Here is a 19,674-nt window from a genome sequence, read left to right as displayed (position 1 = left end):
TATTGTATTCGCGCGAACTGGAACCTAATTGAGTGATAGCGGCGACTCCTCCGAGGGGTCGCCGCTTTTTGATCTTGATACAAGCGAGAGGGTCGGGGATGGCAGAGGCGAAGAAGAAGACGGTATCGGCCGACGACGGCAACCCTATGCAGACCCTCGTCAACCTCTGGCCCTATATGTGGCCGGCGGACCGCTTCGACCTCAAGATGCGGGTCGTGTGGGCAACCGTCTTCCTGATCATCTCGAAATTCGTGCTGATCCTCGTCCCCTATTTCTTCAAATGGGCGACCGATGCTCTCGACGGCCGGCTGGACATGGCAGGCCTGCTGCCGACTTTCCTTCTCGGGGCAGTCGCGCTCGTCATCTTCTACAATCTTACCCGTATCCTGCAGGTCGGCCTCAACCAGCTTCGCGACGCGCTGTTTGCCAGCGTCGGCCAGCATGCGGTGCGCCAGCTCGCCTACAAGACTTTCGTGCATATGCATCAGCTGTCGCTGCGCTTCCACCTGGAGCGCAAGACCGGCGGGCTTTCGCGCATCATCGAGCGCGGCACGAAGGGCATCGAGACGATCGTCCGCTTCACCATTCTCAATTCGATCCCGACGTTGATCGAGTTCATCCTGACGGCCGCAATCTTCTGGTGGACCTACGGCTTCTCCTATCTCGGCGTCACCGCCTTCACCGTCTGGGCCTATATCTGGTTCACCATCCGCGCCTCCGACTGGCGCATCGGCATTCGCCGCGCGATGAACGACAGCGACACGGATGCCAACACCAAGGCGATCGACTCGCTTCTCAACTTCGAGACGGTAAAATATTTCGGCAACGAGGAGATGGAGGCCAAGCGCTTCGATGCCTCGATGGCGAAGTACGAGAAGTCCGCGACCCAGGTCTGGACCTCGCTCGGCTGGCTGAACTTCGGCCAGGGCCTGATCTTTGGCGTGGGCACCGCGATCATCATGGTGATGTCGGCGCTTGCCGTGCAGCGCGGCGAACAGACGATCGGCGACTTCGTCTTCGTCAACGCCATGCTGATGCAGCTGTCGATCCCGCTCAACTTCATCGGCTTCGTCTACCGCGAAATCCGCCAGGGTCTGACCGATATCGAGCAGATGTTCGATCTCCTCCAAGTCGAAGCCGAAGTGGTGGACAGCCCCGCCGCCAAGCCGCTCGTCATTGCGCAGGGCGCCATCGCCTTCAAAGATGTGCATTTCCACTATGACCCTGAGCGACCGATCCTCAAAGGCGTCTCCTTCGAGGTCCCGGCCGGCAAGACGGTGGCCGTGGTCGGGCCGTCGGGTGCCGGCAAGTCCACCATTTCCCGCCTGCTCTATCGCTTCTACGATGTGCAGCAGGGCTCCATCACCATAGATGGACAGGACGTGAGGGACATCACGCAGAAATCGCTGCGCGCGGCCATCGGCATGGTGCCGCAGGATACCGTACTGTTCAACGATACCATCGCCTACAACATCCGCTATGGCCGCCCCGGTGCTGCGGAAGATGACATCGTCCAGGCGGCAGAAATCGCGCAGATCTCGAACTTCATCAAGGACCTGCCCGATGGCTTCGACACCAAGGTCGGTGAACGCGGGCTTAAGCTGTCAGGCGGCGAAAAGCAGCGTGTGGCGATTGCCCGCACGGTTCTCAAGGCGCCGCCGATCCTGATCCTCGACGAGGCGACCTCTGCGCTCGATACGACCACAGAGCACGAGATCCAGTCTGCCCTCGACATCGTTTCGAAGAACCGCACGACGCTTGTCATCGCTCACCGTCTCTCGACCGTCGTTGCCGCAGACGAGATCATCGTTCTGAAGGGCGGCGAAATTGCCGAACGCGGAAGCCATAGCGAGCTTCTGGCCCAGGACGGCCTCTATGCCTCGATGTGGAACCGTCAGCGGGAGGCGACGCAGGCAGAGGAAATGCTTCGGCAGGTGCGCGAAAGCGACGAACTCGGCGTCGTTGTCCGGCGCCCGCCAGCCGTCTGACGCCGCTGGTCAGCGACAGAGGACGATCAGTCCGCCCGGCATAGCCGATTGCGCCCGTCGCGCTTGGCCCGATACAGGGCGAGATCGGCCCGCCGCAGCGCGTGGTCGATCGTCTCCTGCAGCGGATCAAAATCGGCAAGGCCGATGCTGATGGTGCCGACCGTGCCTATGCCGGTCACTACCGCGCAGTAGCGAGCGATATCGGCCCGCATCCGCTCGAGGATGGCAGCGGCCTGAGACGCATTGTCGCCAGTGAAGAAGGCAAAGAACTCTTCCCCTCCGGCACGTGCAATCAGAACCCCCTCCTCCTCATGGGCCCGCAGGGTGTCGACAATCGAACAGAGGGTTACGTCTCCCTCGCCATGCCCCAGCTCGTCGTTGATCGACTTGAAGTGGTCGATGTCGATGACGGCCACGGCGAAGCTCCGCTCACCTTCATTCGCCGTCTCGATTGCGGAACCCGCTACCTGGAAGAACTTGCGGCGGTTGTAGGCATTGGTCAGCGGATCGCGTTCGGCAGCTGCGGTCAGGCGTGCCTCAAGTTCCTTGCGTTCTGTAATGTCGATCAGCACACCTGCAATGCCGCGCAGGCCGCCTTCGGGAGAGGCGACACAGGCCTTATGCAGCATGATGTGACGTACGCCCGTGTCGGGAACGCAGACATCTGTCTCGAGCCTGATGGCGCCGCCCCTCCGCATCACTTCGAGATCCGATTCCCGATGTGCTTCGGCAACATCCGGCGGGAGAAAATCGGCGAGTGTGTGACCAATGACGCGGTCGCGTTCCGTGCCGACGAAATGGCTGAACGCCGTGTTGCAGCCAAGATACCGGCCGCCGACGTCTTTCAGGTATATCGGCGTCGGCAGATGGTCCAAGCCGTCCTGCCAGGCATCGAGCTTGTCCTGCAGCGCGGCGAGCGTCTTTTCATGCGTCTGCAGCAGGGTGAGGTGACGCTTGGCGCGCAAGAGGCAGCGCAGCAGCTGTGGGGTGCCCTCCTCCATGAGAAGGTCGTCCACCCCCGCGTCGAAGAGTTCCGCCTGAAACTCTGATGTCGCCGATCCGGTTACCGCGACCAGGTAAAGGCGATCGCCGCAGATCTCACGGAGCCGAACAACCTGGGCGATCAAGCTCTTGTCAGCGCAATCAAGGAAGCAAAGCGACGAGGCACGCAGTGCCTCCGGAGCCGCGATGCCAGACGGCGACAGCGACGCGATCAAAGCTGGCGGCGGCAGTCCGCGAGAGGAATGCCAGGATATCGTGGCGAGCGTTACCGTGTCCGAATCCGGTTCAATTTGCCTGGCGAGCTGCAACGGTCATCCCTTGCCCGGACGGCTCCGAAAACGGCACCGCATTCCGGATCCTGCTTAAATCCAACACCCCTTTTTTAGGGTGCAGTTATTTACAAACTCTCGCCAGGCTCATGAGCAATTGAGCTTTTTTTTGGGCCAGGTGTGGATTGTCACATGTGCTTTAGCGCGCCTTGATTTGACCGGCGGCATTGCCCATCTGCGGCTTTCAGAGTAGTCACGGGCGACACAATTCAAAGACCGAGGACCCCATGGATCTGTTCGAAACCATCCGCAAGACGATCGTGCCCGTGCACAAGGAAGGCTATCCTTTCGTTGCCGCCTTCTTCGTTGCATCGCTGGTGCTCGGCTGGCTCTGGGATCCGCTTTTCTGGATCGGCCTGATCCTCACCCTCTGGTGCGCCTACTTCTTCCGCGATCCCGAGCGCGTCACACCGCAGGACGACGATCTGGTCATCAGCCCGGCCGACGGCCGCGTTTCCTCGGTACAGATGGTCGTTCCGCCGCAGGAACTCAATCTCGGCACCGAGCCGATGCTGCGCATCACGGTGTTCATGAATGTCTTCAACTGCCATGTGAACCGGGCACCGGTGCGCGGCCGGGTGACGACGATCGCCTATAAGGAAGGCCAGTTCCTGAATGCCGAACTGGACAAGGCAAGCACCGACAACGAGCGCAACGGCCTCGTCATCGACAGCAAGCATGGTGCCATCGGCGTCGTTCAGATCGCCGGCCTCGTTGCCCGCCGGATCATCTGCTGGACGAACATGAACGAGCCGCTGGATGCCGGTGAGCGCTTCGGCCTGATCCGCTTCGGCTCGCGACTCGATGTCTTCCTGCCGGCGGGTGCCGAGCCGCGTGTTTCGCTTGGCCAGACCGCGATTGCTGGCGAGACCGTGATTGCCGAGTTCGGCTCGACCAAGGGCCCGGTCATCAGCCGTCGCAGCTGAGGAGATATTGATGGACGATCAGACCCCCTCGACCGAATTACGCAGCAGCACCCAGACTGATACGGGTGCGCGCGGCCCGAGGCTCCGCGAAATTCCTCTCCGGCTGATCATTCCCAATCTGATCACTGTGCTCGCGATCTGCGCGGGCTTGACCGGGATCCGGCTGGCCTTCGAAAACCGCTATGAATTGGCGGTCGCCATGGTGCTGGCCGCCGCCTTTCTCGACGGCATCGACGGCCGCGTCGCGCGGATGATGAAGGCGACGTCGAAGTTCGGCGCGCAGATGGATTCGCTCGCCGACATCATCAATTTCGGCGTGGCGCCTGCTCTCGTTCTCTATGTCTTCGTGCTCGACCAGGCCCGTTCGCTCGGCTGGATCGCCGCTCTGATCTACGCGATCGCCGCCGGGCTTCGGCTCGCGCGCTTCAACGTTATGGACGAGCGCGAGACCAAGGCACCCTGGCAGTCGGAGTTCTTTGTCGGCGTGCCGGCACCTGCGGGTGCTGCCCTCGTGCTGCTCCCGGTCTATCTCGGCTTTCTCGGCGTGGCACCGGTCGGCATCTTCGCCTATGCCAGCACTGCCTATACCGTCGTCATCGGCTATCTCCTCGTCAGCCGCCTGCCGGTCTGGTCGGGCAAGTCCGAGACGAGCCACATCCGCCGCGATTTGGTTCTGCCGATGATTCTCGGCGTCGTGCTCTATGTGGCGCTTCTGATGAGCTTCACCTGGGAAGTGCTGGTTGTCAGCGTTCTTCTCTATCTCTGCTCGCTGCCGTTCGGCGCCCGAAACTGGCACCGTCGCTACGGCACGCTGACCATTGGCGAAGAATCAGCGGAAAAGGGGCTTTCGGAGATCGATCGGGGCGTCTGACCGGCATTTTCGTTCAAGCTTGAAGTATTTTTGAGCCCCGCCAAGCCGAAAAGCTTGCGCGGGGCTCTCCATATCTACTCTTTTTCTTCAAATTTGATTTGTGTCACAGCAACGGCCACGCTTTTGTCATGATCTCCGCAGAGAGAGCCGCAAACAAAAAACACCGGTCAGGAAACACTCCAAGGAACATGATGATGACGACTGAGAATCAAGCCGAGCAGCAGAAGCCGGCAAACGAGAATCTCGCCGCGAAGTACCGCCCAGTCGGCCTCAAGGCCGTTCTCGCTGCAGCTCTCATGCTGAAGCCCAAGGTGGCACCGAAGATCGCCTGAAGGCTTTCAGGAAGACCGCAATTCTGTGCATGGGAAGCTCGCTTCCCGTCCCGGAAATTGCCTAGAACAGGCTCATCTGCCCGTCGCCGGACTTGTCCGCGATGGGCTTTTGTTTTTTCGGCTGGAGCGCAACTGGGGTCTGGAGTTCCGGACCCACATTGGCGACCTTGTTGACGAGGTCGGACACCGGGATCGCCTCGAAATAGTCCTCCGCTGCGGGCTGCAGAAGATCTGCCACATCGCGCGGCTCACCATGGCGGCAATCGAGCCAGCGGCTGAAATCCTGCGGCTGGATCACCACAGGCATGCGATCATGGATCTCGCCGATGGCCCTGTTTGCCCCGACCGTCAGGATACAGCCCGTATCGAGCTCGGAGCCGTCCTTCGACATATAGGTTTCCATCAGCCCGCCGAAGCAGACGATCCCGCCGTTCCTCGGGCGGATCCAGTAGGCCTGCAGCTTTTCGCCGCTCTCCTTTGGCGGCCGGTGCCATTCGTAGAAGCCGGAGGCTGGAACCAGAATACGCCGGTGCCGCATCGCCGCGCGAAACGACGCCTTCTCGTTTGCCGTTTCGGAACGGGCATTGATCAGCAGCGTGAATTCCTTGGGGTCCTTGACCCAGGACGGGATGAGGCCCCAGCGCACCAGCACAGCCATGCGATCCGGCCGGTTCGAACCGGGCTCCGCAGGCGGGGACGCCACCGCCACGAGGATCGGCTGCGTCGGCGCGATATTGTAGCGCGGCGGGAAGCCCTCGAGCTCCATCACGCCGAGGATCTCCGCCACTTCTTCCGGGCTCGCAGTCAGGGCAAAACGTCCGCACATGTGACGTAGATGGCAGTCCCACCCGCCAGGGTCAAGGCGTGACGCGATGCTTGCAGGGGGCGGCAAAGCCCGCGATAATCGTGGCATACTGCTTCGTCGCCGCGGTGCGATCTTCCGACCGGAGTTTCCAGTTCATGAGCATGCCTCGCCTCGCCTCTTCCGCCATCGTCGAGCGGGCCGGGCGTTATCTCCTTGTCCGGCGCGGCAATCCGCCGGCGGCGGATCTCTTTGCCTTTCCGGGGGGGCGCGCCGAGCCGGGCGAGATGCCGGAGGAAACGGCACTCAGGGAGCTGTTCGAGGAAACCGGGATCGTCGGGCGTAATCCGCGTCTATTCGAGACGGTCGAGCTTCTGCCGGAGGCCGGCGTCGCGGGCAGCCATTTCCTGCTTTCTGTGTTCCAGGTGGAGGCCGATGCGACGGGCGAAGCGGAAGCTAGAAGCGACGCGCTAGAGGCAGGCTGGTTTCTTCCGGAGGAAGTGCTTGAGCTTCCCATCCCCGAGAGCGTGCGCGACTGCATCCTGCGCCTGTCGTCAGCGACCCCGCGCGAGGGTGCAGCATGAGCAAGATCACGAAGTCCCTCCTCCTCACAGCGGTTCTTCTGGCAATCGCCGGCCGGGTGGCTGCGCAGGGCAGCACTGAGGCTATCGTTCCGCCCGTGGCAGACACCGAGAAGCCGACGCCCTACGATGACCGTCTCGCGCGGCTTTCGGAGATCATCGGAGCCGTTCACTACCTGCGCAATCTCTGCAAGGCGGATGGGGAACCGGAATGGCGTCAGTCGTTGCAGGGCCTGCTGGACGCCGAAACGCGCGCCGAGCCGAAGCGCCGGGCACGGATGACGGCTGCCTACAACCGAGGCTACCGTTCTTTCGCCTCCGTCTATACCTCTTGCACGCCGGCCGCAGTTCGTGCAGAGCAGAATTACCGTATCGAAGGCGCAACACTTGCCACAGAAATTACCGCACGTTTCGGAAATTAACGATTAATTCACCTCTTTTGGTCTGCCCCCGTGTCGTTTTGGCAAAAGGCTGATAGGGTTGTTAAGGACTGAGTAAGTGCTTCGAGGAATGCCCATGGAACCGCGCCGCAACGAAATCGACGAGATGATCGTTCACGAGAAGATGCAGGCTGCGCTGGAATACCAGAACGAGGCCTGGGCAGACGGCATGGCCGACGGTATCGAGCCCGAGATCATCGCCGAGGCGTCCTTTGCGCTGGCGATGCGCGAGACCATCCGCATTCATGGAGAACACGGCGCCGAGGCTGTTCTCGACGCGCTCAAGGCCCGGCTGCTCGCCGGCGAATTCTCGCCCGAACGCCAGCTTCAGTAAGACAGCAATCGAGGGACACAATGATGATCTCGTCGCGGGTCAGGCTCCTCCGCTTGACGAGCGCGCTGACGCTCATGCTTGCCTCCACGGTGACGGCTTTCCCTGCCTTCGCCCTCTCCGACATCAAGGATATCACGCCGCCTGCCGCCGAATCGTCAGAGCCGCCGTCGAGCGATGAACTTGATGTCATCGAGGATTCGATCCCGGTGATCCCCGATCCGGATCCGCTGATCCGTTCACCTGAGCCGGAACAGGTCGAAGATGCCGAGCGCGTCGAGCCCGCCGGTCCGCCGGCCGAAGTCATCTATGACATCGAGAAGGCGCCGGAACCCGTGCGACGGATGCGCGAACTCATCATTGAGGCAGCAAAGACCGGCGACATCTCGAAGCTGAAGCCGCTGATGAACCCTGGTCCGGACCAGACTGTGGTGCCGCTTCAAGCGCCGGACCAGGACCCGATCGAGGCGCTGAAGGCGATCTCCGGCGATAGCGACGGCGTCGAGATCCTGGCGATCCTGCTCGATATTTTCTCCACCGGCTTCGTGCAGCTCGACAAGGGCACGGCGGACGAGGCCTATGTGTGGCCCTATTTCGTCGGAAAATCGCTTGGCCTGCTGACGCCGCAGGAGAAGGTCGAACTTCTGCGCATCGTCACCGCCGGTGACGTCGCGGAAATGCAGGAATACGGCAATTACAACTTCTTCCGCGTTGGCATCACAACCGACGGCCGCTGGAAGTTCCTTTCCGTCGGCGACTGACCACGATCCAGATTGTGGGCCAAACTGTGGGCTGTGATCGGAACTGCTTGTCGTCTAGACTGGCAGCGCCTAACTCAGTCGGCATCGAAACAGCCCGGTGGACCCCATGCCCTCAGCCTTCCTGCCCGATCGCGCCTTTGTCCGAATAACGGGGGCGGATGCCGAGCACTTTCTGCAGAATCTGATCACCACCGATCTCGGGGCACTTGCGGCCCATGAGTTGCGTCCGGGCGCGCTTCTGACGCCACAGGGCAAGATCTTCTATGATTTCCTGATCTCCCGCAGCGATGACGGGTTCCTGATCGATATCCGCGCCGATCAGTTGGAAGCCTTCGTCAAGCGCATGACGATGTACAAGCTGCGCGCTGCCGTGACGATCGAGACGCTGCCGGAAACGGGGGCGACGGTGATCTGGGGCGAGGCCAGCGACGGTGCCGCCGACCATCGATTCGCGCTCGCCGGAACCGAGGTTCGCCGCCAACCGGGCCGGATCGATGGTGCTGGCGACCGGGGCGCTTACGATGCGCTTCGCATTCTCCACGGCGTGCCGGAATCGGGGCAGGACTACGCGCTTCAGGATGCCTTTCCGCACGACATTCTCTTCGACAAGTCGGCTGGTGTCTCCTTCCGCAAGGGATGTTATGTCGGTCAGGAAGTGGTGTCGCGCATGCAGCATCGCTCGACCGCACGGCGGCGCGTGGTAATCGTCTCTGGCGAAGCGCCGCTTCCCGCGTCCGGCTCAGAGATCACCATTGCCGGCAAGACGATCGGCGCGCTCGGCACCGTCGCAGGCGAGCGCGGGCTTGCGATTGTCCGCATCGACAAGGCCGGCGAAGCCATGGCAGTCGGCGAGCCAATTCTTGTCGGTGACGTGCCGGTATCGGTTGCCCTTCCCGGCTGGACGGGACTGACGTTCCCCAGCTCGGCCGAGGAGGCCTGACATGGGTTCGGCTGCCGCTCTGCCCTCCGCCCGTGCCTGGCAACGCATGCTCTCCGGTCGGCGTCTCGACCTGCTCGACCCCTCGCCGCTTGATGTCGAGATCACCGATATCGCCCATGGGCTTGCCCGTGTCGCCCGCTGGAACGGGCAAACCTCCGGCGATCATGCCTTTTCCGTTGCCCAGCACAGCCTGATCGTCGAGGACATCTTCCGCCGCTCAAATCCAAAAGCCACGGCCGACGATCTGATGGTCGCGCTGCTGCACGACGGGCCTGAATATGTCATCGGCGACATGATCTCGCCGTTCAAGGCCGTCGTCGGTGGCGGCTACAAGGTCGTGGAAAAACGCCTGGAGGCGGCCATCCATTTGCGCTTCGGCCTGCCTGCCCATCCGAAAGCGGCGCTGAAGGACCTGATCAAGAAAGCCGACATGATCTCTGCCTATTTCGAGGCAACCGTGCTCGCCGGCTTCGCCGAGGCCGAAGCCCGCAAGCTGTTCGGCCAGCCCAAGGGCTTCACCCGCGACACGATCCTGATCGAACCGCTGCCCGCCTATCAGGCACAGGCAAAGTTCCTCGAACGCTTCGAGGAGATCGAGGCCGGCAGGCAGTCGACGACCTGGGCCAGCGCATGAGCGTCATCGTCGTTTCACCGCTCGCCCGAATTGCCGAGATGGCCGTGCGTCACAAGGCGCGGGAAATGATCAGCCTGCTCGCTGCCAATCAGGATTTTCACCGGCCGGCGGTGATCCAGGCCGAGCGGCATCTGAAGCTTGCGATGAACGACATCAGCTTTGCCGGGACCGGCGATCTGATCGCGCCGCAGGAAGCACATGTCGCCGAGATCATCGGTTTCGCAAAGGCCTGGGATCAGACTCAGCCGCTTGTCGTCCACTGCTGGATGGGCGTGTCGCGATCTCCGGCAGCGGCGATGATCGCGAGCCTTGCGGTGGCTCCCGACGATGACGACGATGCGCTGGCGAAGCGTTTGCGCGACGCCTCACCCTTTGCCACGCCGAACATGCGGCTGGTGGAAATCGGCGACGAGATGCTCGGTCGTGGCGGACGCTTCGCGAAGGCGGTCAAGGCACTCGGGCGAGGCGCCGATGCCGACGGCAACACGCCGTTCGTCTTGCCGCTTCCCCCACGGGAACCTGTCAAGTCATGACGACACCGGCGGAGATCGAGATCGGGCTCAATGCCGCGATCGTCGCCATCAACGCCCGCACCCCACGCCTGCTCGTGGTCGGAGAGGACGGCAACGCACTTGATGCGCTGCCCTTCGGCCCCTTCGATCCAAACCGGCACCGGACGATGGAAATGTCGCTTCGGCATACCGTCGAAGCACAAACGGCGCTCGAACTGGGCTACATCGAGCAGCTCTATACCTTCGGGGATCGCGGCCGCCACAAGATGCCCGGCGATCAGGGGCCGCATATCGTGTCGGTCGGCTATCTCGCGCTGACGAGGCTCGACACCGACGGCGATGCACGGCTGGAACTGTCCGGAGCCCGGTGGCGTGACTGGTACGGATATCTTCCCTGGGAGGACTGGCGGCAGGGGCGACCGGCTCTCTTGGACCGTGTCATCCTGCCAGCGCTGACCGCATGGGCAGAAGAGGCGTCGGCCGCCTCGCGCCGCTCACGGCTGCGACTTGCTTTTGGTCTCGATGACTTCCCCTTCGACGAGGAACATGTGCTGGAGCGCTACGAGCTTCTCTACGAGGCAGGGCTGGTCGAAGAAGCCGTGCAGGACGGGCGCGTCGAGCGATGCCAAACAGGGGTCACCCTGGGGCGGCCGATGCGCCATGACCACCGGCGGATCGCCGCGACGGCGCTTGCCCGGTTGCGCAGCAAGATCAAGTATCGGCCTGTCATCTTCGAACTGATGCCGCCGGAGTTCACCCTCACCGAACTGCAGGGCACGGTCGAGGCGATTGCCGGGCACCACGTGCACAAGCAGAATTTTCGGCGTCTGGTCGAAGGCGCCGAACTGGTCGAAGCGACGGGGTCGACACAGGCCGCCACCGGTGGCCGGCCAGCGGCACTCTTCCGTTTCCGTCGTCAGGTGCTCGAAGAGCGGCCGGCTCCGGGCCTCAAGGTCGGAGGCCGGACCAGCGGTTGACCTCGCCTCCCCCTGCCCCATCTAGGCCTTGGACACCAATAGCCCAAGGAGCAGTACGGCATGGATTTGGATACGAACGAAGCGATCCTCGCGACACAGGCAGCACTGGCGCAGGCAAGCCAGCTTGCCGTCCAGTATTCCTTCTCTATCGTCGGAGCGCTTCTTCTCCTGTTCATCGGCTGGTGGCTTGCCGCCCTTCTCAGCCGGTGGACCCATGCCGGTCTCATGCGCGTGCGCGGCATCGACGAGACGCTGGCGCGCTTCTTTGCCAATGTCGTGCGCTACGGCGCCCTCATTCTCGTCTTCGTCACCGTGCTTGGCCAGTTCGGCGTCCAGACCGCCTCGATCATCGCAGCGCTGGGTGCAGCGGGCCTCGCGATCGGTCTTGCGCTGCAGGGCACGCTGCAGAACATTGCCGCCGGCATCATGCTTTTGGTGCTGCGCCCGTTTCGCGTCGGCGAATACATCGATACGGGCTCGATATCGGGGACCATCGTCGAGATCGGACTGTTCGCCACGGAGCTGAAGACGCCTGATGGCCTGTACCGGCTCGCTCCCAATTCCACGCTGTGGAATGTGCCGATCACCAATTTCAGCCGTCTTCCAACCCGCCGTTTCGAACTGAAGGTGGGTATCGATTACAATGACGACATCGACCTGGCCGAGAAGATCATGCGCGATCACGCGGAGGCGGATGCACGGGTGCTGAAGGATCCGGCCATCTCCACCCATGTCGACCAGCTGGGCGACAGCGCGGTGGTCATTACGCTGTGGTACTGGACGGCGGCTTCAGACTTCTGGTCGACGTCACGCGAGATGATCAAGAAGGTGAAGAAGTCCTTCGACGAGAACGGGATTTCCATCCCGTTCCCGCAGGTGACCTATCACGGCTCGCCGCAAATGGTCGCCCTACCCGAACGCTTCGTCGACGCTCGGGCGAAGGAAGCCTGAGCGTCACCTGCCGCCACAGGTGCAACCCAGGTTTTTGAAATGAGAGGCAGCGGGTCAGCTCTCGCTCTGCTGCCCTACACTCTTTTCGAGGTGCCGGTCGATGATACGCTGCATTTCGGCAAGCACTTCCAGCACGCTGACAGTGTCGTCCTCGGTCATGCCCGCAGTGGTCTCGGCTTCCGGGTCCGCCTGCACCTGTCCAGAGCCGGACGCGGACTTTTGCGTCACAAGCGTTGAACGCACAGCGGAAATGTCGTCGCAAGCAGATGTCGTGTCGGAGTGACGTTCGTCACAAGCGATTGCGAGATCATTTTTAGTAAAAGATGCAGGTATCGAAGCATCATGGCGGGCATCCCTGCCCAGGGGTGCGCTGTCCGGCTTCAAAAGTGTCGTCGTCATACTTGCCCCTTACACAGTCGTCGTTCCGTCTGCATTACCCCGATGCGATACAAACTGTATGCATGACAAAGGGCTAGGGGATTCGGTTTTGGCGGTCAAAAACCAGGAATCACGGGTAATAACTAGCGAAGCAAATGCTGATATATCAGCAAGGCCTTGGCACACATGGGTTTTCCGGTGCGCGCGGGATCCCCGCGCATGCTGCACCGCAAAACGATCCGCAAACTTTGTCGTGAGTTCAGCGGAGCGAGATGTCGAGGCCGATGTCGAGTGTCGGGGCTGCCATGGTGATCTTCGAGGTCGAGATATAGTCGACACCCGTCTCGGCGATCGGGCGAATCGTCTGCAGGTTGACGTTCCCCGAGGCTTCGAGGACCACGCGCCGGACATCCGAGGCGTAGTCAGCCAGGCCCAGGCCATGATGCCCGCGATTGATCGCGACCGCCTCGCGCAGCAGATCCGGCCCCATGTTGTCGAGCAGGATCACATCCGGTCGTGCGCCGAGTGCTTCGCGCATCTGCTCCAGACCATCAACCTCAACTTCGATCTTCACGAGGTGGCCGGCATAGGCGCGCGCGGCATGAACCGCGGAGGCGACGCCACCGGCGACAGCAATGTGGTTGTCCTTGATCAGGATCGCATCGTCGAGCCCGAAGCGGTGGTTCGAACCGCCACCCAGACGCACCGCGTATTTCTCCACAGCCCTTAGCCCCGGCAGTGTCTTGCGGGTGCAGGTCACCCGCGCCTTGGTATGGGTGATCTCGGCTGCAAAGCGTGCCGTGTAGCTGGCCACGCCCGAGAGATGCATGAGGAAGTTCAGCGCGACGCGCTCGGCCGACAGGACCGACCGGGCGTTGCCGGAAACGCGGGCGATCGCTTGCCCCGGCGCTACCGTATCGCCATCGGCCACAAAGGCTTCGAAGCGCAAGGACGGATCGATCAGACGAAAGGCAGCTTCGGCCAGGGGCAGCGCGGCGACGACGCCGTGTTCGCGGCTGTTCAGATCGGCCGCCGCCGTCTTCTCCGGCCCGATCGTCGCATAGGTGGTAATGTCCCCGGCACGGCCGAGATCTTCGAGGAGTGCGTTGCGGACGAGGTCCTCAATCATCAGGGGCGAAAGCTGAGGGCGAAAGCTCGTGGTCATCTGCGTGGTCTCCTCAGCCGGCCAGTTCGGCGGCAATGCGGTCGGCATCTTTCAGCGTCAGATAGGTGCGATGACGCTGCGCTTCCTCAGGATGCGGATGATCAGCGCGCATATGGGCGCCACGGCTTTCCCTGCGCAGATAGGCGCCAACGGCAATCAGCTTGGCGGTCGCCGTGATGTTGGAGAAGCGCACGCGCGGGCGCTTGCGCTCCAGAGCCACCAGTTCACGGATCAGCACCTTCAGCCCCGCCTCGTCTCTGATGACGCCCGCATGGCGGCTCATCAGACCGCGCAGGTCCTTGAGCTCGGGGCTGTCTTCGACAGTGACGAGGTCATCGTTTTCGCCGGCGCTCGTGCCCCATTCGTAAAGGGCCGATTCCGGCAGCATGCCCTTGATCGATTCGGCGATCCGACCGGCAAAGACGACGGCTTCAAGAAGCGAATTGGAGGCGAGACGGTTTGCGCCATGCACGCCGCTCGAGGTCACCTCTCCCGCTGCCCAGAGGCCATCCAGCGAGGTGCGGCCATCGGCATCCACGAGCACGCCGCCCATGTGATAATGCACCGCCGGGACCACCGGAATGGGCTGGCTCACCGGATCGATGCCGGCGGCGATGCAGGAGGCAAAGACGGTCGGAAAGCGTTTGGCAAAATCCTTGCCGATCGCCTTGGTGCAATCGAGGAAGGCGCCGCGGCCGGCCGCCACTTCGGCAAAGACGCCGCGGGCCACGATGTCACGCGGTGCAAGCTCCGCGTCCGCATGCAGATCGGTCATGAAACGATGGCCGGCCGCATTTACGAGCACAGCGCCATCGCCGCGCAGGGCTTCGGTCGCCAGCGGCGCCGGGTCCTGGCCGATATCGATGGCCGTCGGGTGGAACTGGACAAATTCCGGATCGGCGATCATGGCGCCGGCCTTAGCCGCCATGCCGACGCCCGTGCCGCGTGCTTCGGCCGGGTTGGTGGTCACAGAATAGAGATGACCCACGCCACCGGAGCAGAGCACCACCGCACGCGCAGGAAAGGCGACGCGCGTCTTCGACTGGCCGGCATCAGGCCTTGCGATGACGCCGGAGACGAAACGGCCTTCGGCAATCAGTTCCTCGACCACATAGCCTTCCATGACCCGGATCGACGGCGTGCGGCGGACAGCCGAGATCAGCGCCTCCATGATCGCGCCACCCGCCCTGTCACCGGCCACGCGGACGATCCGACGCTCGGAATGGGCGGCCTCACGCGACAGCAACAGATGGCCTTCCAGATCGCGGTCGAAGGGCACGCCATAGGCGAGCAGATCATGCACCCGATCCGGCCCCTCCGAGATCATCAGCCGCGCCATCTTCTCCTCGACCAGCCCGGCACCGGCTGAGACCGTATCGGCCAGATGTTTGTCGAAACTGTCGCCGGGGCTCATCGCGGCGGCGATGCCGCCTTGCGCCCAGGCCGAGGACGCGCCCTGCCCGATCGGGGCGGCGGCCAGCACCGTGACGGGGCGTGGCGCCAGTTTCAGCGCGCAGAAAAGGCCGGCCAGGCCGCCACCGACGATGACGATATCGTCGATGCCCTGCCAGGATTGCGGCCGCATGGATTCAAGATTGGTTGGCATTCAGCCCTCCCCGGCCGGCCGGTATTCAATTCTTCAGATTGATCATCCGCTCCACGGCAAGCCGTGCGCGGCCGGCAATCGCCGGATCAACCGTCACTTCCTCGGTCATGAAGAGCAGGCTGTCGAGGATCTTCGGCAGGGTGATGCGCTTCATGTGCGGACAGAGATTGCAGGGTTTGACGAAGTCGACTTCGGGCACCTCGACCTGGATATTCGAGGCCATAGAGCATTCGGTAACGAGCAGCACACGGGCGGGGCGCTTTGTCTTGACGTAGTCGATCATACCCTTGGTCGACCCGGCATAGTCCGAGACGGCAAGCACGCTCGGATGGCATTCCGGGTGAGCGACGATCTCGATGCGCGGATCGGCGCGCTTGTATTCCAGGAGTTCGTCGGCCGTGAAGCGCTCATGCACCTCGCAATGGCCCTTCCAGGTGAGGATCTTCTTGCTCGTCTGGTTGGCGACGTTCATCGCCAGATATTCGTCGGGGATGCAGAGCACGGTGTCGCTGTCGAAGCTGTTGACCACGTCGACGGCATTGGCCGAGGTGCAGCAAACGTCGGTTTCAGCCTTCACGTCGGCGGAGGTGTTGACATAGGTGACGACGGGCACGCCGGGATAACGCTCGCGCAGCAGGCGAACATCGGCACCGGTGATCGATTCCGACAGCGAGCAACCGGCGCGGCCGTCGGGGATCAGCACGGTCTTTTGTGGATTGAGGAGCTTCGAGGTCTCGGCCATGAAATGCACACCGCATTGGACGATGATCTCGGCATCGACGCTGACGGCATCGCGGGCGAGTTGTAGCGAATCGCCCTTGATGTCGGCGACGCAGTGGAAGATCTCCGGCGTCTGGTAGTTGTGCGCCAGGATGACCGCGCCGCGTTCCTTTTTCAGCCGGTTGATCGCATGGATGTAAGGCGCAAAAATGGGCCACTCGATCGCGGGGATGAAATCGCGGACACGCTCGTAGAGGTGCTCGGTCTCCCTGGCTATGGCCGGCGTATAGGTGAGATCCGGGCGCTCCCAGACGCCAAAACGCTCGGCTGCCGTGCGGGACGTGCGGGTGGTTTGCACCGGGTGCTGCGCTTCCATGGCCATCTCCTCCATTATTTATGCTCAATTTGAGCATAACAAGCGCCAAAGAAAACCGGCGATCGCCGGTACTGCGGATGTAGAAAGTTTCGCCCTCGATTGCAAGGGAGGTTTTAACCCCGTCTTCGCGCCTCGCAAGGTCGGCCATGACCGCGGCGTGATGAGAAACGCTTTCCCTGATCGAGAAAACCGTTAGTTTGGCGGCTCCTTGAGGCACGGCTCTGTGAGGCCAAATGTTCGAACTGTTGCCGCTGATCCTGATCGGCGTTCTCTTTGTCATCAACCGGGGCGCCGCCAAACGTATCGACCGCCTTGAGAGGGAACTCGGGGAGGTCCGCGAGCGGCTGCTCAAGGTGAGCGGAGCGACAGCAACGCCATCTGCCATTCAGGTGGGCCCGGAAGAGCCGGTTGAGATCGTCCTTCCGGAGACGTCCGCAGAGACCCTGGTTGCGGAGGAGGCAGCACTCGATGGAGCGCCGTATCAAAGCGCACCAGCCTCGTTGCCGGAAGAAAACGCTGCCGCCCTCACCACGGCGGCCAGCAGCAGAGCCACCGCCGCCGCACCCGCAGAGAGCCTGGAAAATCTGCTCGGCGCACGTTGGGCCGTCTGGGCCGGAGGACTGGCTCTGGCGCTCGGCGGTGTCTTCCTCGTGCGTTACTCAATCGAAAGCGGACTGCTCGGCCCCGGCGTGCGACTGACGCTTGCTGCCCTGTTCGGCCTCCTCCTGATCGCCGCCGGCGAACTGGTCCGCCGAAAGGCATTGCCGAAGGCCGAAGCGCTCTATGCCAACGCTATGGTACCCGGCATCCTCACGGCAGCGGGTGCGGTCTCGCTGTTCGGCGCGATCTATGCCGCCCATGGCATTTATGAATTCATCGGCCCGACGCTCGCCTTCCTGCTCCTCGGGCTCACCGCCTTCGGTGTGCTCGGCCTTTCGCTGCTCCATGGGCAGGCTCTGGCCGGGCTCGGGCTTGTCGGGTCGATGCTGACGCCGCTTCTGATCTCGACCACGGCGCCGAGCCTTTGGACACTGTTCATCTATCTGACCGTCGCCCAGATCGCGACGGCGCTCGCCTCGCGGATCAAGGGCTGGCTGATCGTGCCGGCGATTGCCCAGGTGCTGCTCGGGCTCTGGGCGCTCGTGGCACTCATTGACTCCGCCGAGATAACGCCGATTGCCTTGTCGCTGATCGCCATGATCGCGGCCTGGATGCTGATCTGGCCGGGTGTGAAGGGTGAAGATCCGGCGGAGCCCGGCACACCTCTGTCGCTCGATGCCCTTGGTCGGCGGATGGCCTGGGGTCCGCTTGCGCTCGACATCACGCTGTCGCTCGCGGTGCTAATACCGGCGCTCGTGATGCTGGACAGCGGACCGGCGGTCTCCTTGCCGCTCTTTGCCTTCGCCGCTCTGGTCGCAGCGCTCGCCGCTGCGGGAAGTGCGCGCCATGGCGCCTTCTGGCCAACGGTACTTGCGGCCGTGGGCGCCCTGATCGGCGCCGTGGTAAAGTCCGGCTTGATCGCCCAGGCGCAGGTCCTGCTGCTCGGCTTCGGCTGGGAGGAAACGGCCGTGGTCAGCCTCGGCGGACCTGTCATGCTGATCTTCCTGGTGCTTGCCGCCGTCTTCGCCTTTATCGGTCTTGCCCAGAACCGCCGTCGCTTTGCCGATGAGCCCTTGTTCGCAACGGTCTGGGCGGTGATCGTGGCGGTCCTGCCGGTGACGCTCGCGACCATCAGCTTCCTGTTTTACGGAACCTATGCGCGGGACTGGGTGCATGGCCTCTTTGCGCTCGGCCTCGGCTCCGTGCTGCTCGCAGCCTGTGAATATCTCTATCGACAAGGCGCCCTGCCCGCTTTCCGGCGCGGGGTCGACATCTTGCTTCTCGGCAGTTTCTTTGCCTTCGTGCTCGCGCTGCATTGCCTGACCGACGGCGTTGTAACCACGATCCTGCTGGCGCTCATCGGCTTTACCTATCTGATGGCGACCCGCAAACGGGCGTGGAGCGGACTGCCCTGGGTGATGGTGGCTGCGCTCGTTGGCGTACTCTTCCGCATCTTCTGGGATCCGACGCTGGTCGGGCCGGATGCGCTGTCGCGGACGCCCGTGTTCAACCCGTTGCTGCCCGGCTACGGCATTCCGGCACTGCTGGCGCTTCTCTCGGCCTATCAGATGCGAAACTGGCCGGGCCTCAGGGTTCGCAACGCGCTTCAGGGCCTGGCCAGCCTTCTTGGCCTGCTGGCGGTCGCAATCCTGGTCCGTCATGCGATGAATGGCGGCGTGCTCGACGCCTCCGCTCCGACGCTCGGTGAACAGTCGATCTACACATTGCTGGTGGTGGGTCTCTCCGGTATCCTGATGACGCTCAATGTCAAATCACCAAGCCACGTCTTCCGCTACGGTTCGATGTTGGCCGGCGGCCTTGCCATAGCGCAGACCATCAGCCTGCATCTCGGCGCGCTCAATCCCTATTTTTCTGGCGAGAGCAGTGGCAGCTGGCCGCTGATCAACCTGCTGCTGATCGGCTATCTGCTGCCTGGCCTCGCCTATGCGGGTCTCGCCTTCTACGCCCGCGACAAGCGCCCCCTTCCCTATGTCATCCTGTTGGCGCTTTCCGGCGCCCTGCTCGGTTTCGCCTGGGTGACACTGTCGGTGCGACGCTTCTGGCAGGGCGAGTTCATCGCCTACTGGAAGGGGTTCGAACAGGCGGAAACCTACAGCTATTCGGTGGCCTGGCTGGCAATCGGCGTCGGGCTGCTCGCGCTCGGCTCGCGCTTCGATGCGAGAAGCCTTCGCATCGCCTCTGCCGTCATCGTCATCCTGACGGTTGCCAAGGTCTTCCTGATCGACATGTCGAACCTCGAAGGCGTGCTTCGCGCGCTTTCGTTCATCGGTCTCGGCTTCGTGCTGATCGGCATCGGGCTCTTCTATCAGAGGATCCTGAGCGGCAAGTCGAGCCGATCGCCAGCCGTGGACGAGGACGAGGCGCCGACGGGGATCTGATCAAGGGCGGTTGAACAGTTTGGCCTTGCGGGGCTAGATGCGGCCAGCCGAAA

General features: G+C 62.7%; 21 protein-coding genes. 15 read left to right on the top strand and 6 right to left on the bottom strand.

All coding sequences use genetic code 11. The features are described 5' to 3' along the window. Positions 1-98 precede the first annotated feature (98 nt). Entirely contained in the window at positions 99-1,988 is a 1,890-nt protein-coding gene (locus tag GH983_RS05725) for an ABC transporter ATP-binding protein/permease (RefSeq protein WP_054150480.1), read from the top strand. Between the two features lie 26 nt (positions 1,989-2,014). On the opposite strand, the gene GH983_RS05720 is transcribed toward GH983_RS05725, so the two are convergent. Next, entirely contained in the window at positions 2,015-3,298 is a 1,284-nt protein-coding gene (locus tag GH983_RS05720; protein WP_153761891.1) for a GGDEF domain-containing protein, read from the bottom strand. A 248-nt stretch (positions 3,299-3,546) separates the two neighbouring features. Between GH983_RS05720 and GH983_RS05715 the strand changes: the two genes are divergently transcribed. From GH983_RS05715 to GH983_RS24075, 3 genes are all read left to right on the top strand, one after another. Next, on the top strand, positions 3,547-4,245 hold the full coding sequence (locus GH983_RS05715) for a phosphatidylserine decarboxylase (protein WP_153761890.1): 699 nt from the start codon (positions 3,547-3,549) through the stop codon (positions 4,243-4,245). A gap of 10 nt (positions 4,246-4,255) precedes the next feature. Next, positions 4,256-5,116, top strand: a complete 861-nt coding sequence (gene pssA, locus GH983_RS05710; RefSeq protein WP_054150477.1) for a CDP-diacylglycerol--serine O-phosphatidyltransferase — start codon at positions 4,256-4,258, stop codon at positions 5,114-5,116. A gap of 194 nt (positions 5,117-5,310) precedes the next feature. After that, positions 5,311-5,448 carry a hypothetical protein gene (locus tag GH983_RS24075; RefSeq protein WP_171901533.1) on the top strand — a complete coding sequence of 46 codons (138 nt, stop codon included), beginning with the start codon at positions 5,311-5,313 and terminating at the stop codon, positions 5,446-5,448. Between the two features lie 61 nt (positions 5,449-5,509). Here GH983_RS24075 and GH983_RS05705 read toward each other — a convergent pair whose 3' ends face one another. Next, the gene (locus GH983_RS05705) at positions 5,510-6,274 is read right to left on the bottom strand and encodes an SOS response-associated peptidase (RefSeq protein WP_153761889.1); all 765 of its coding nucleotides are present in this window, start codon (positions 6,272-6,274) and stop codon (positions 5,510-5,512) included. 134 nt (positions 6,275-6,408) lie between these two features. Between GH983_RS05705 and GH983_RS05700 the strand changes: the two genes are divergently transcribed. The 9 genes from GH983_RS05700 (at position 6,409) to GH983_RS05660 (ending at position 12,377) form a co-directional block, all read left to right on the top strand. Then, the gene (locus GH983_RS05700) at positions 6,409-6,834 is read left to right on the top strand and encodes an NUDIX hydrolase (protein WP_054150475.1); all 426 of its coding nucleotides are present in this window, start codon (positions 6,409-6,411) and stop codon (positions 6,832-6,834) included. Continuing rightward, positions 6,831-7,253 carry a TIGR02301 family protein gene (locus tag GH983_RS05695; RefSeq protein ID WP_153761888.1) on the top strand — a complete coding sequence of 141 codons (423 nt, stop codon included), beginning with the start codon at positions 6,831-6,833 and terminating at the stop codon, positions 7,251-7,253. The genes GH983_RS05700 and GH983_RS05695 overlap by 4 nt, the downstream gene beginning before the upstream one ends. 94 nt (positions 7,254-7,347) lie before the next feature. Further along, positions 7,348-7,605 (top strand): hypothetical protein, encoded by a 258-nt coding sequence (locus tag GH983_RS05690; protein WP_054150473.1) that lies wholly within the window; start codon positions 7,348-7,350, stop codon positions 7,603-7,605. 20 nt (positions 7,606-7,625) lie between these two features. Continuing rightward, complete coding sequence (locus GH983_RS05685) at positions 7,626-8,363, top strand: hypothetical protein (RefSeq protein WP_153761887.1); 738 nt, start codon at positions 7,626-7,628, stop codon at positions 8,361-8,363. 106 nt (positions 8,364-8,469) lie between these two features. Continuing rightward, positions 8,470-9,303: a folate-binding protein YgfZ gene (locus GH983_RS05680; RefSeq protein WP_153761886.1), complete on the top strand. Its 834-nt coding sequence runs from the start codon at positions 8,470-8,472 to the stop codon at positions 9,301-9,303. Position 9,304: 1 nt separating this feature from the next. After that, a complete protein-coding gene (locus GH983_RS05675; protein ID WP_069041743.1) occupies positions 9,305-9,937 on the top strand; it encodes an HD family hydrolase in 633 nt (210 codons plus the stop codon). Further along, complete coding sequence (locus GH983_RS05670; protein WP_153761885.1) at positions 9,934-10,470, top strand: tyrosine phosphatase family protein; 537 nt, start codon at positions 9,934-9,936, stop codon at positions 10,468-10,470. Before GH983_RS05675 ends, GH983_RS05670 begins: the two co-directional genes overlap by 4 nt. Further along, positions 10,467-11,426: an NAD regulator gene (locus GH983_RS05665; RefSeq protein ID WP_153761884.1), complete on the top strand. Its 960-nt coding sequence runs from the start codon at positions 10,467-10,469 to the stop codon at positions 11,424-11,426. The genes GH983_RS05670 and GH983_RS05665 overlap by 4 nt, the downstream gene beginning before the upstream one ends. A gap of 60 nt (positions 11,427-11,486) precedes the next feature. Beyond that, positions 11,487-12,377: a mechanosensitive ion channel family protein gene (locus tag GH983_RS05660; protein WP_153761883.1), complete on the top strand. Its 891-nt coding sequence runs from the start codon at positions 11,487-11,489 to the stop codon at positions 12,375-12,377. Between the two features lie 54 nt (positions 12,378-12,431). On the opposite strand, the gene GH983_RS05655 is transcribed toward GH983_RS05660, so the two are convergent. The 4 genes from GH983_RS05655 to nadA all read right to left on the bottom strand — a co-directional run bounded on the left by GH983_RS05655 (position 12,432) and on the right by nadA (position 16,622). Continuing rightward, a complete protein-coding gene (locus GH983_RS05655) occupies positions 12,432-12,776 on the bottom strand; it encodes a hypothetical protein (RefSeq protein WP_153761882.1) in 345 nt (114 codons plus the stop codon). Positions 12,777-13,014: 238 nt separating this feature from the next. Then, complete coding sequence (nadC, locus tag GH983_RS05650; RefSeq protein ID WP_194842791.1) at positions 13,015-13,920, bottom strand: carboxylating nicotinate-nucleotide diphosphorylase; 906 nt, start codon at positions 13,918-13,920, stop codon at positions 13,015-13,017. A 13-nt stretch (positions 13,921-13,933) separates the two neighbouring features. Further along, a complete protein-coding gene (locus GH983_RS05645; RefSeq protein ID WP_054150466.1) occupies positions 13,934-15,526 on the bottom strand; it encodes an L-aspartate oxidase in 1,593 nt (530 codons plus the stop codon). Positions 15,527-15,551: 25 nt separating this feature from the next. Further along, on the bottom strand, positions 15,552-16,622 hold the full coding sequence (nadA, locus tag GH983_RS05640; protein ID WP_194842790.1) for a quinolinate synthase NadA: 1,071 nt from the start codon (positions 16,620-16,622) through the stop codon (positions 15,552-15,554). On the opposite strand from nadA, the gene GH983_RS05635 reads away from it, so the two are divergent. Together GH983_RS05635 and GH983_RS05630 are read left to right on the top strand one after the other, a co-directional pair. Further along, positions 16,621-16,818 (top strand): hypothetical protein, encoded by a 198-nt coding sequence (locus GH983_RS05635; protein ID WP_150127413.1) that lies wholly within the window; start codon positions 16,621-16,623, stop codon positions 16,816-16,818. The genes nadA and GH983_RS05635 overlap by 2 nt on opposite strands. A 37-nt stretch (positions 16,819-16,855) precedes the next feature. Further along, entirely contained in the window at positions 16,856-19,621 is a 2,766-nt protein-coding gene (locus GH983_RS05630; protein ID WP_153761879.1) for a DUF2339 domain-containing protein, read from the top strand. The last annotated feature ends 53 nt before the right edge of the window (positions 19,622-19,674 follow it).

Source organism: Agrobacterium sp. MA01, from assembly GCF_009650195.1.
Classification (GTDB): Bacteria; Pseudomonadota; Alphaproteobacteria; order Rhizobiales; family Rhizobiaceae; genus Allorhizobium.
The sequence above is the reverse complement of the archived record's forward strand: the minus strand, read 5'-3'. Positions and strand labels throughout refer to the sequence as shown.

Bases quoted from the DNA above. Each gene is read 5' to 3' on its own strand.
- GH983_RS24075 (WP_171901533.1), top strand. From the start codon at position 5,311: ATGACGACTGAGAATCAAGCCGAGCAGCAGAAGCCGGCAAACGAGAAT.
- GH983_RS05725 (WP_054150480.1), top strand. From the start codon at position 99: ATGGCAGAGGCGAAGAAGAAGACGGTATCGGCCGACGACGGCAACCCT.
- GH983_RS05655 (WP_153761882.1), bottom strand. From the start codon at position 12,776: ATGACGACGACACTTTTGAAGCCGGACAGCGCACCCCTGGGCAGGGAT.
- GH983_RS05690 (WP_054150473.1), top strand. From the start codon at position 7,348: ATGGAACCGCGCCGCAACGAAATCGACGAGATGATCGTTCACGAGAAG.
- GH983_RS05630 (WP_153761879.1), top strand. From the start codon at position 16,856: ATGTTCGAACTGTTGCCGCTGATCCTGATCGGCGTTCTCTTTGTCATC.
- GH983_RS05665 (WP_153761884.1), top strand. From the start codon at position 10,467: ATGACGACACCGGCGGAGATCGAGATCGGGCTCAATGCCGCGATCGTC.
- GH983_RS05645 (WP_054150466.1), bottom strand. From the start codon at position 15,526: ATGCCAACCAATCTTGAATCCATGCGGCCGCAATCCTGGCAGGGCATC.
- GH983_RS05715 (WP_153761890.1), top strand. From the start codon at position 3,547: ATGGATCTGTTCGAAACCATCCGCAAGACGATCGTGCCCGTGCACAAG.
- nadA (WP_194842790.1), bottom strand. From the start codon at position 16,622: ATGGAAGCGCAGCACCCGGTGCAAACCACCCGCACGTCCCGCACGGCA.
- GH983_RS05675 (WP_069041743.1), top strand. From the start codon at position 9,305: ATGGGTTCGGCTGCCGCTCTGCCCTCCGCCCGTGCCTGGCAACGCATG.
- GH983_RS05680 (WP_153761886.1), top strand. From the start codon at position 8,470: ATGCCCTCAGCCTTCCTGCCCGATCGCGCCTTTGTCCGAATAACGGGG.
- GH983_RS05685 (WP_153761887.1), top strand. From the start codon at position 7,626: ATGATGATCTCGTCGCGGGTCAGGCTCCTCCGCTTGACGAGCGCGCTG.
- GH983_RS05695 (WP_153761888.1), top strand. From the start codon at position 6,831: ATGAGCAAGATCACGAAGTCCCTCCTCCTCACAGCGGTTCTTCTGGCA.
- GH983_RS05700 (WP_054150475.1), top strand. From the start codon at position 6,409: ATGAGCATGCCTCGCCTCGCCTCTTCCGCCATCGTCGAGCGGGCCGGG.
- nadC (WP_194842791.1), bottom strand. From the start codon at position 13,920: ATGACCACGAGCTTTCGCCCTCAGCTTTCGCCCCTGATGATTGAGGAC.
- GH983_RS05705 (WP_153761889.1), bottom strand. From the start codon at position 6,274: ATGTGCGGACGTTTTGCCCTGACTGCGAGCCCGGAAGAAGTGGCGGAG.
- GH983_RS05670 (WP_153761885.1), top strand. From the start codon at position 9,934: ATGAGCGTCATCGTCGTTTCACCGCTCGCCCGAATTGCCGAGATGGCC.
- GH983_RS05660 (WP_153761883.1), top strand. From the start codon at position 11,487: ATGGATTTGGATACGAACGAAGCGATCCTCGCGACACAGGCAGCACTG.
- pssA (WP_054150477.1), top strand. From the start codon at position 4,256: ATGGACGATCAGACCCCCTCGACCGAATTACGCAGCAGCACCCAGACT.
- GH983_RS05635 (WP_150127413.1), top strand. From the start codon at position 16,621: ATGGCCATCTCCTCCATTATTTATGCTCAATTTGAGCATAACAAGCGC.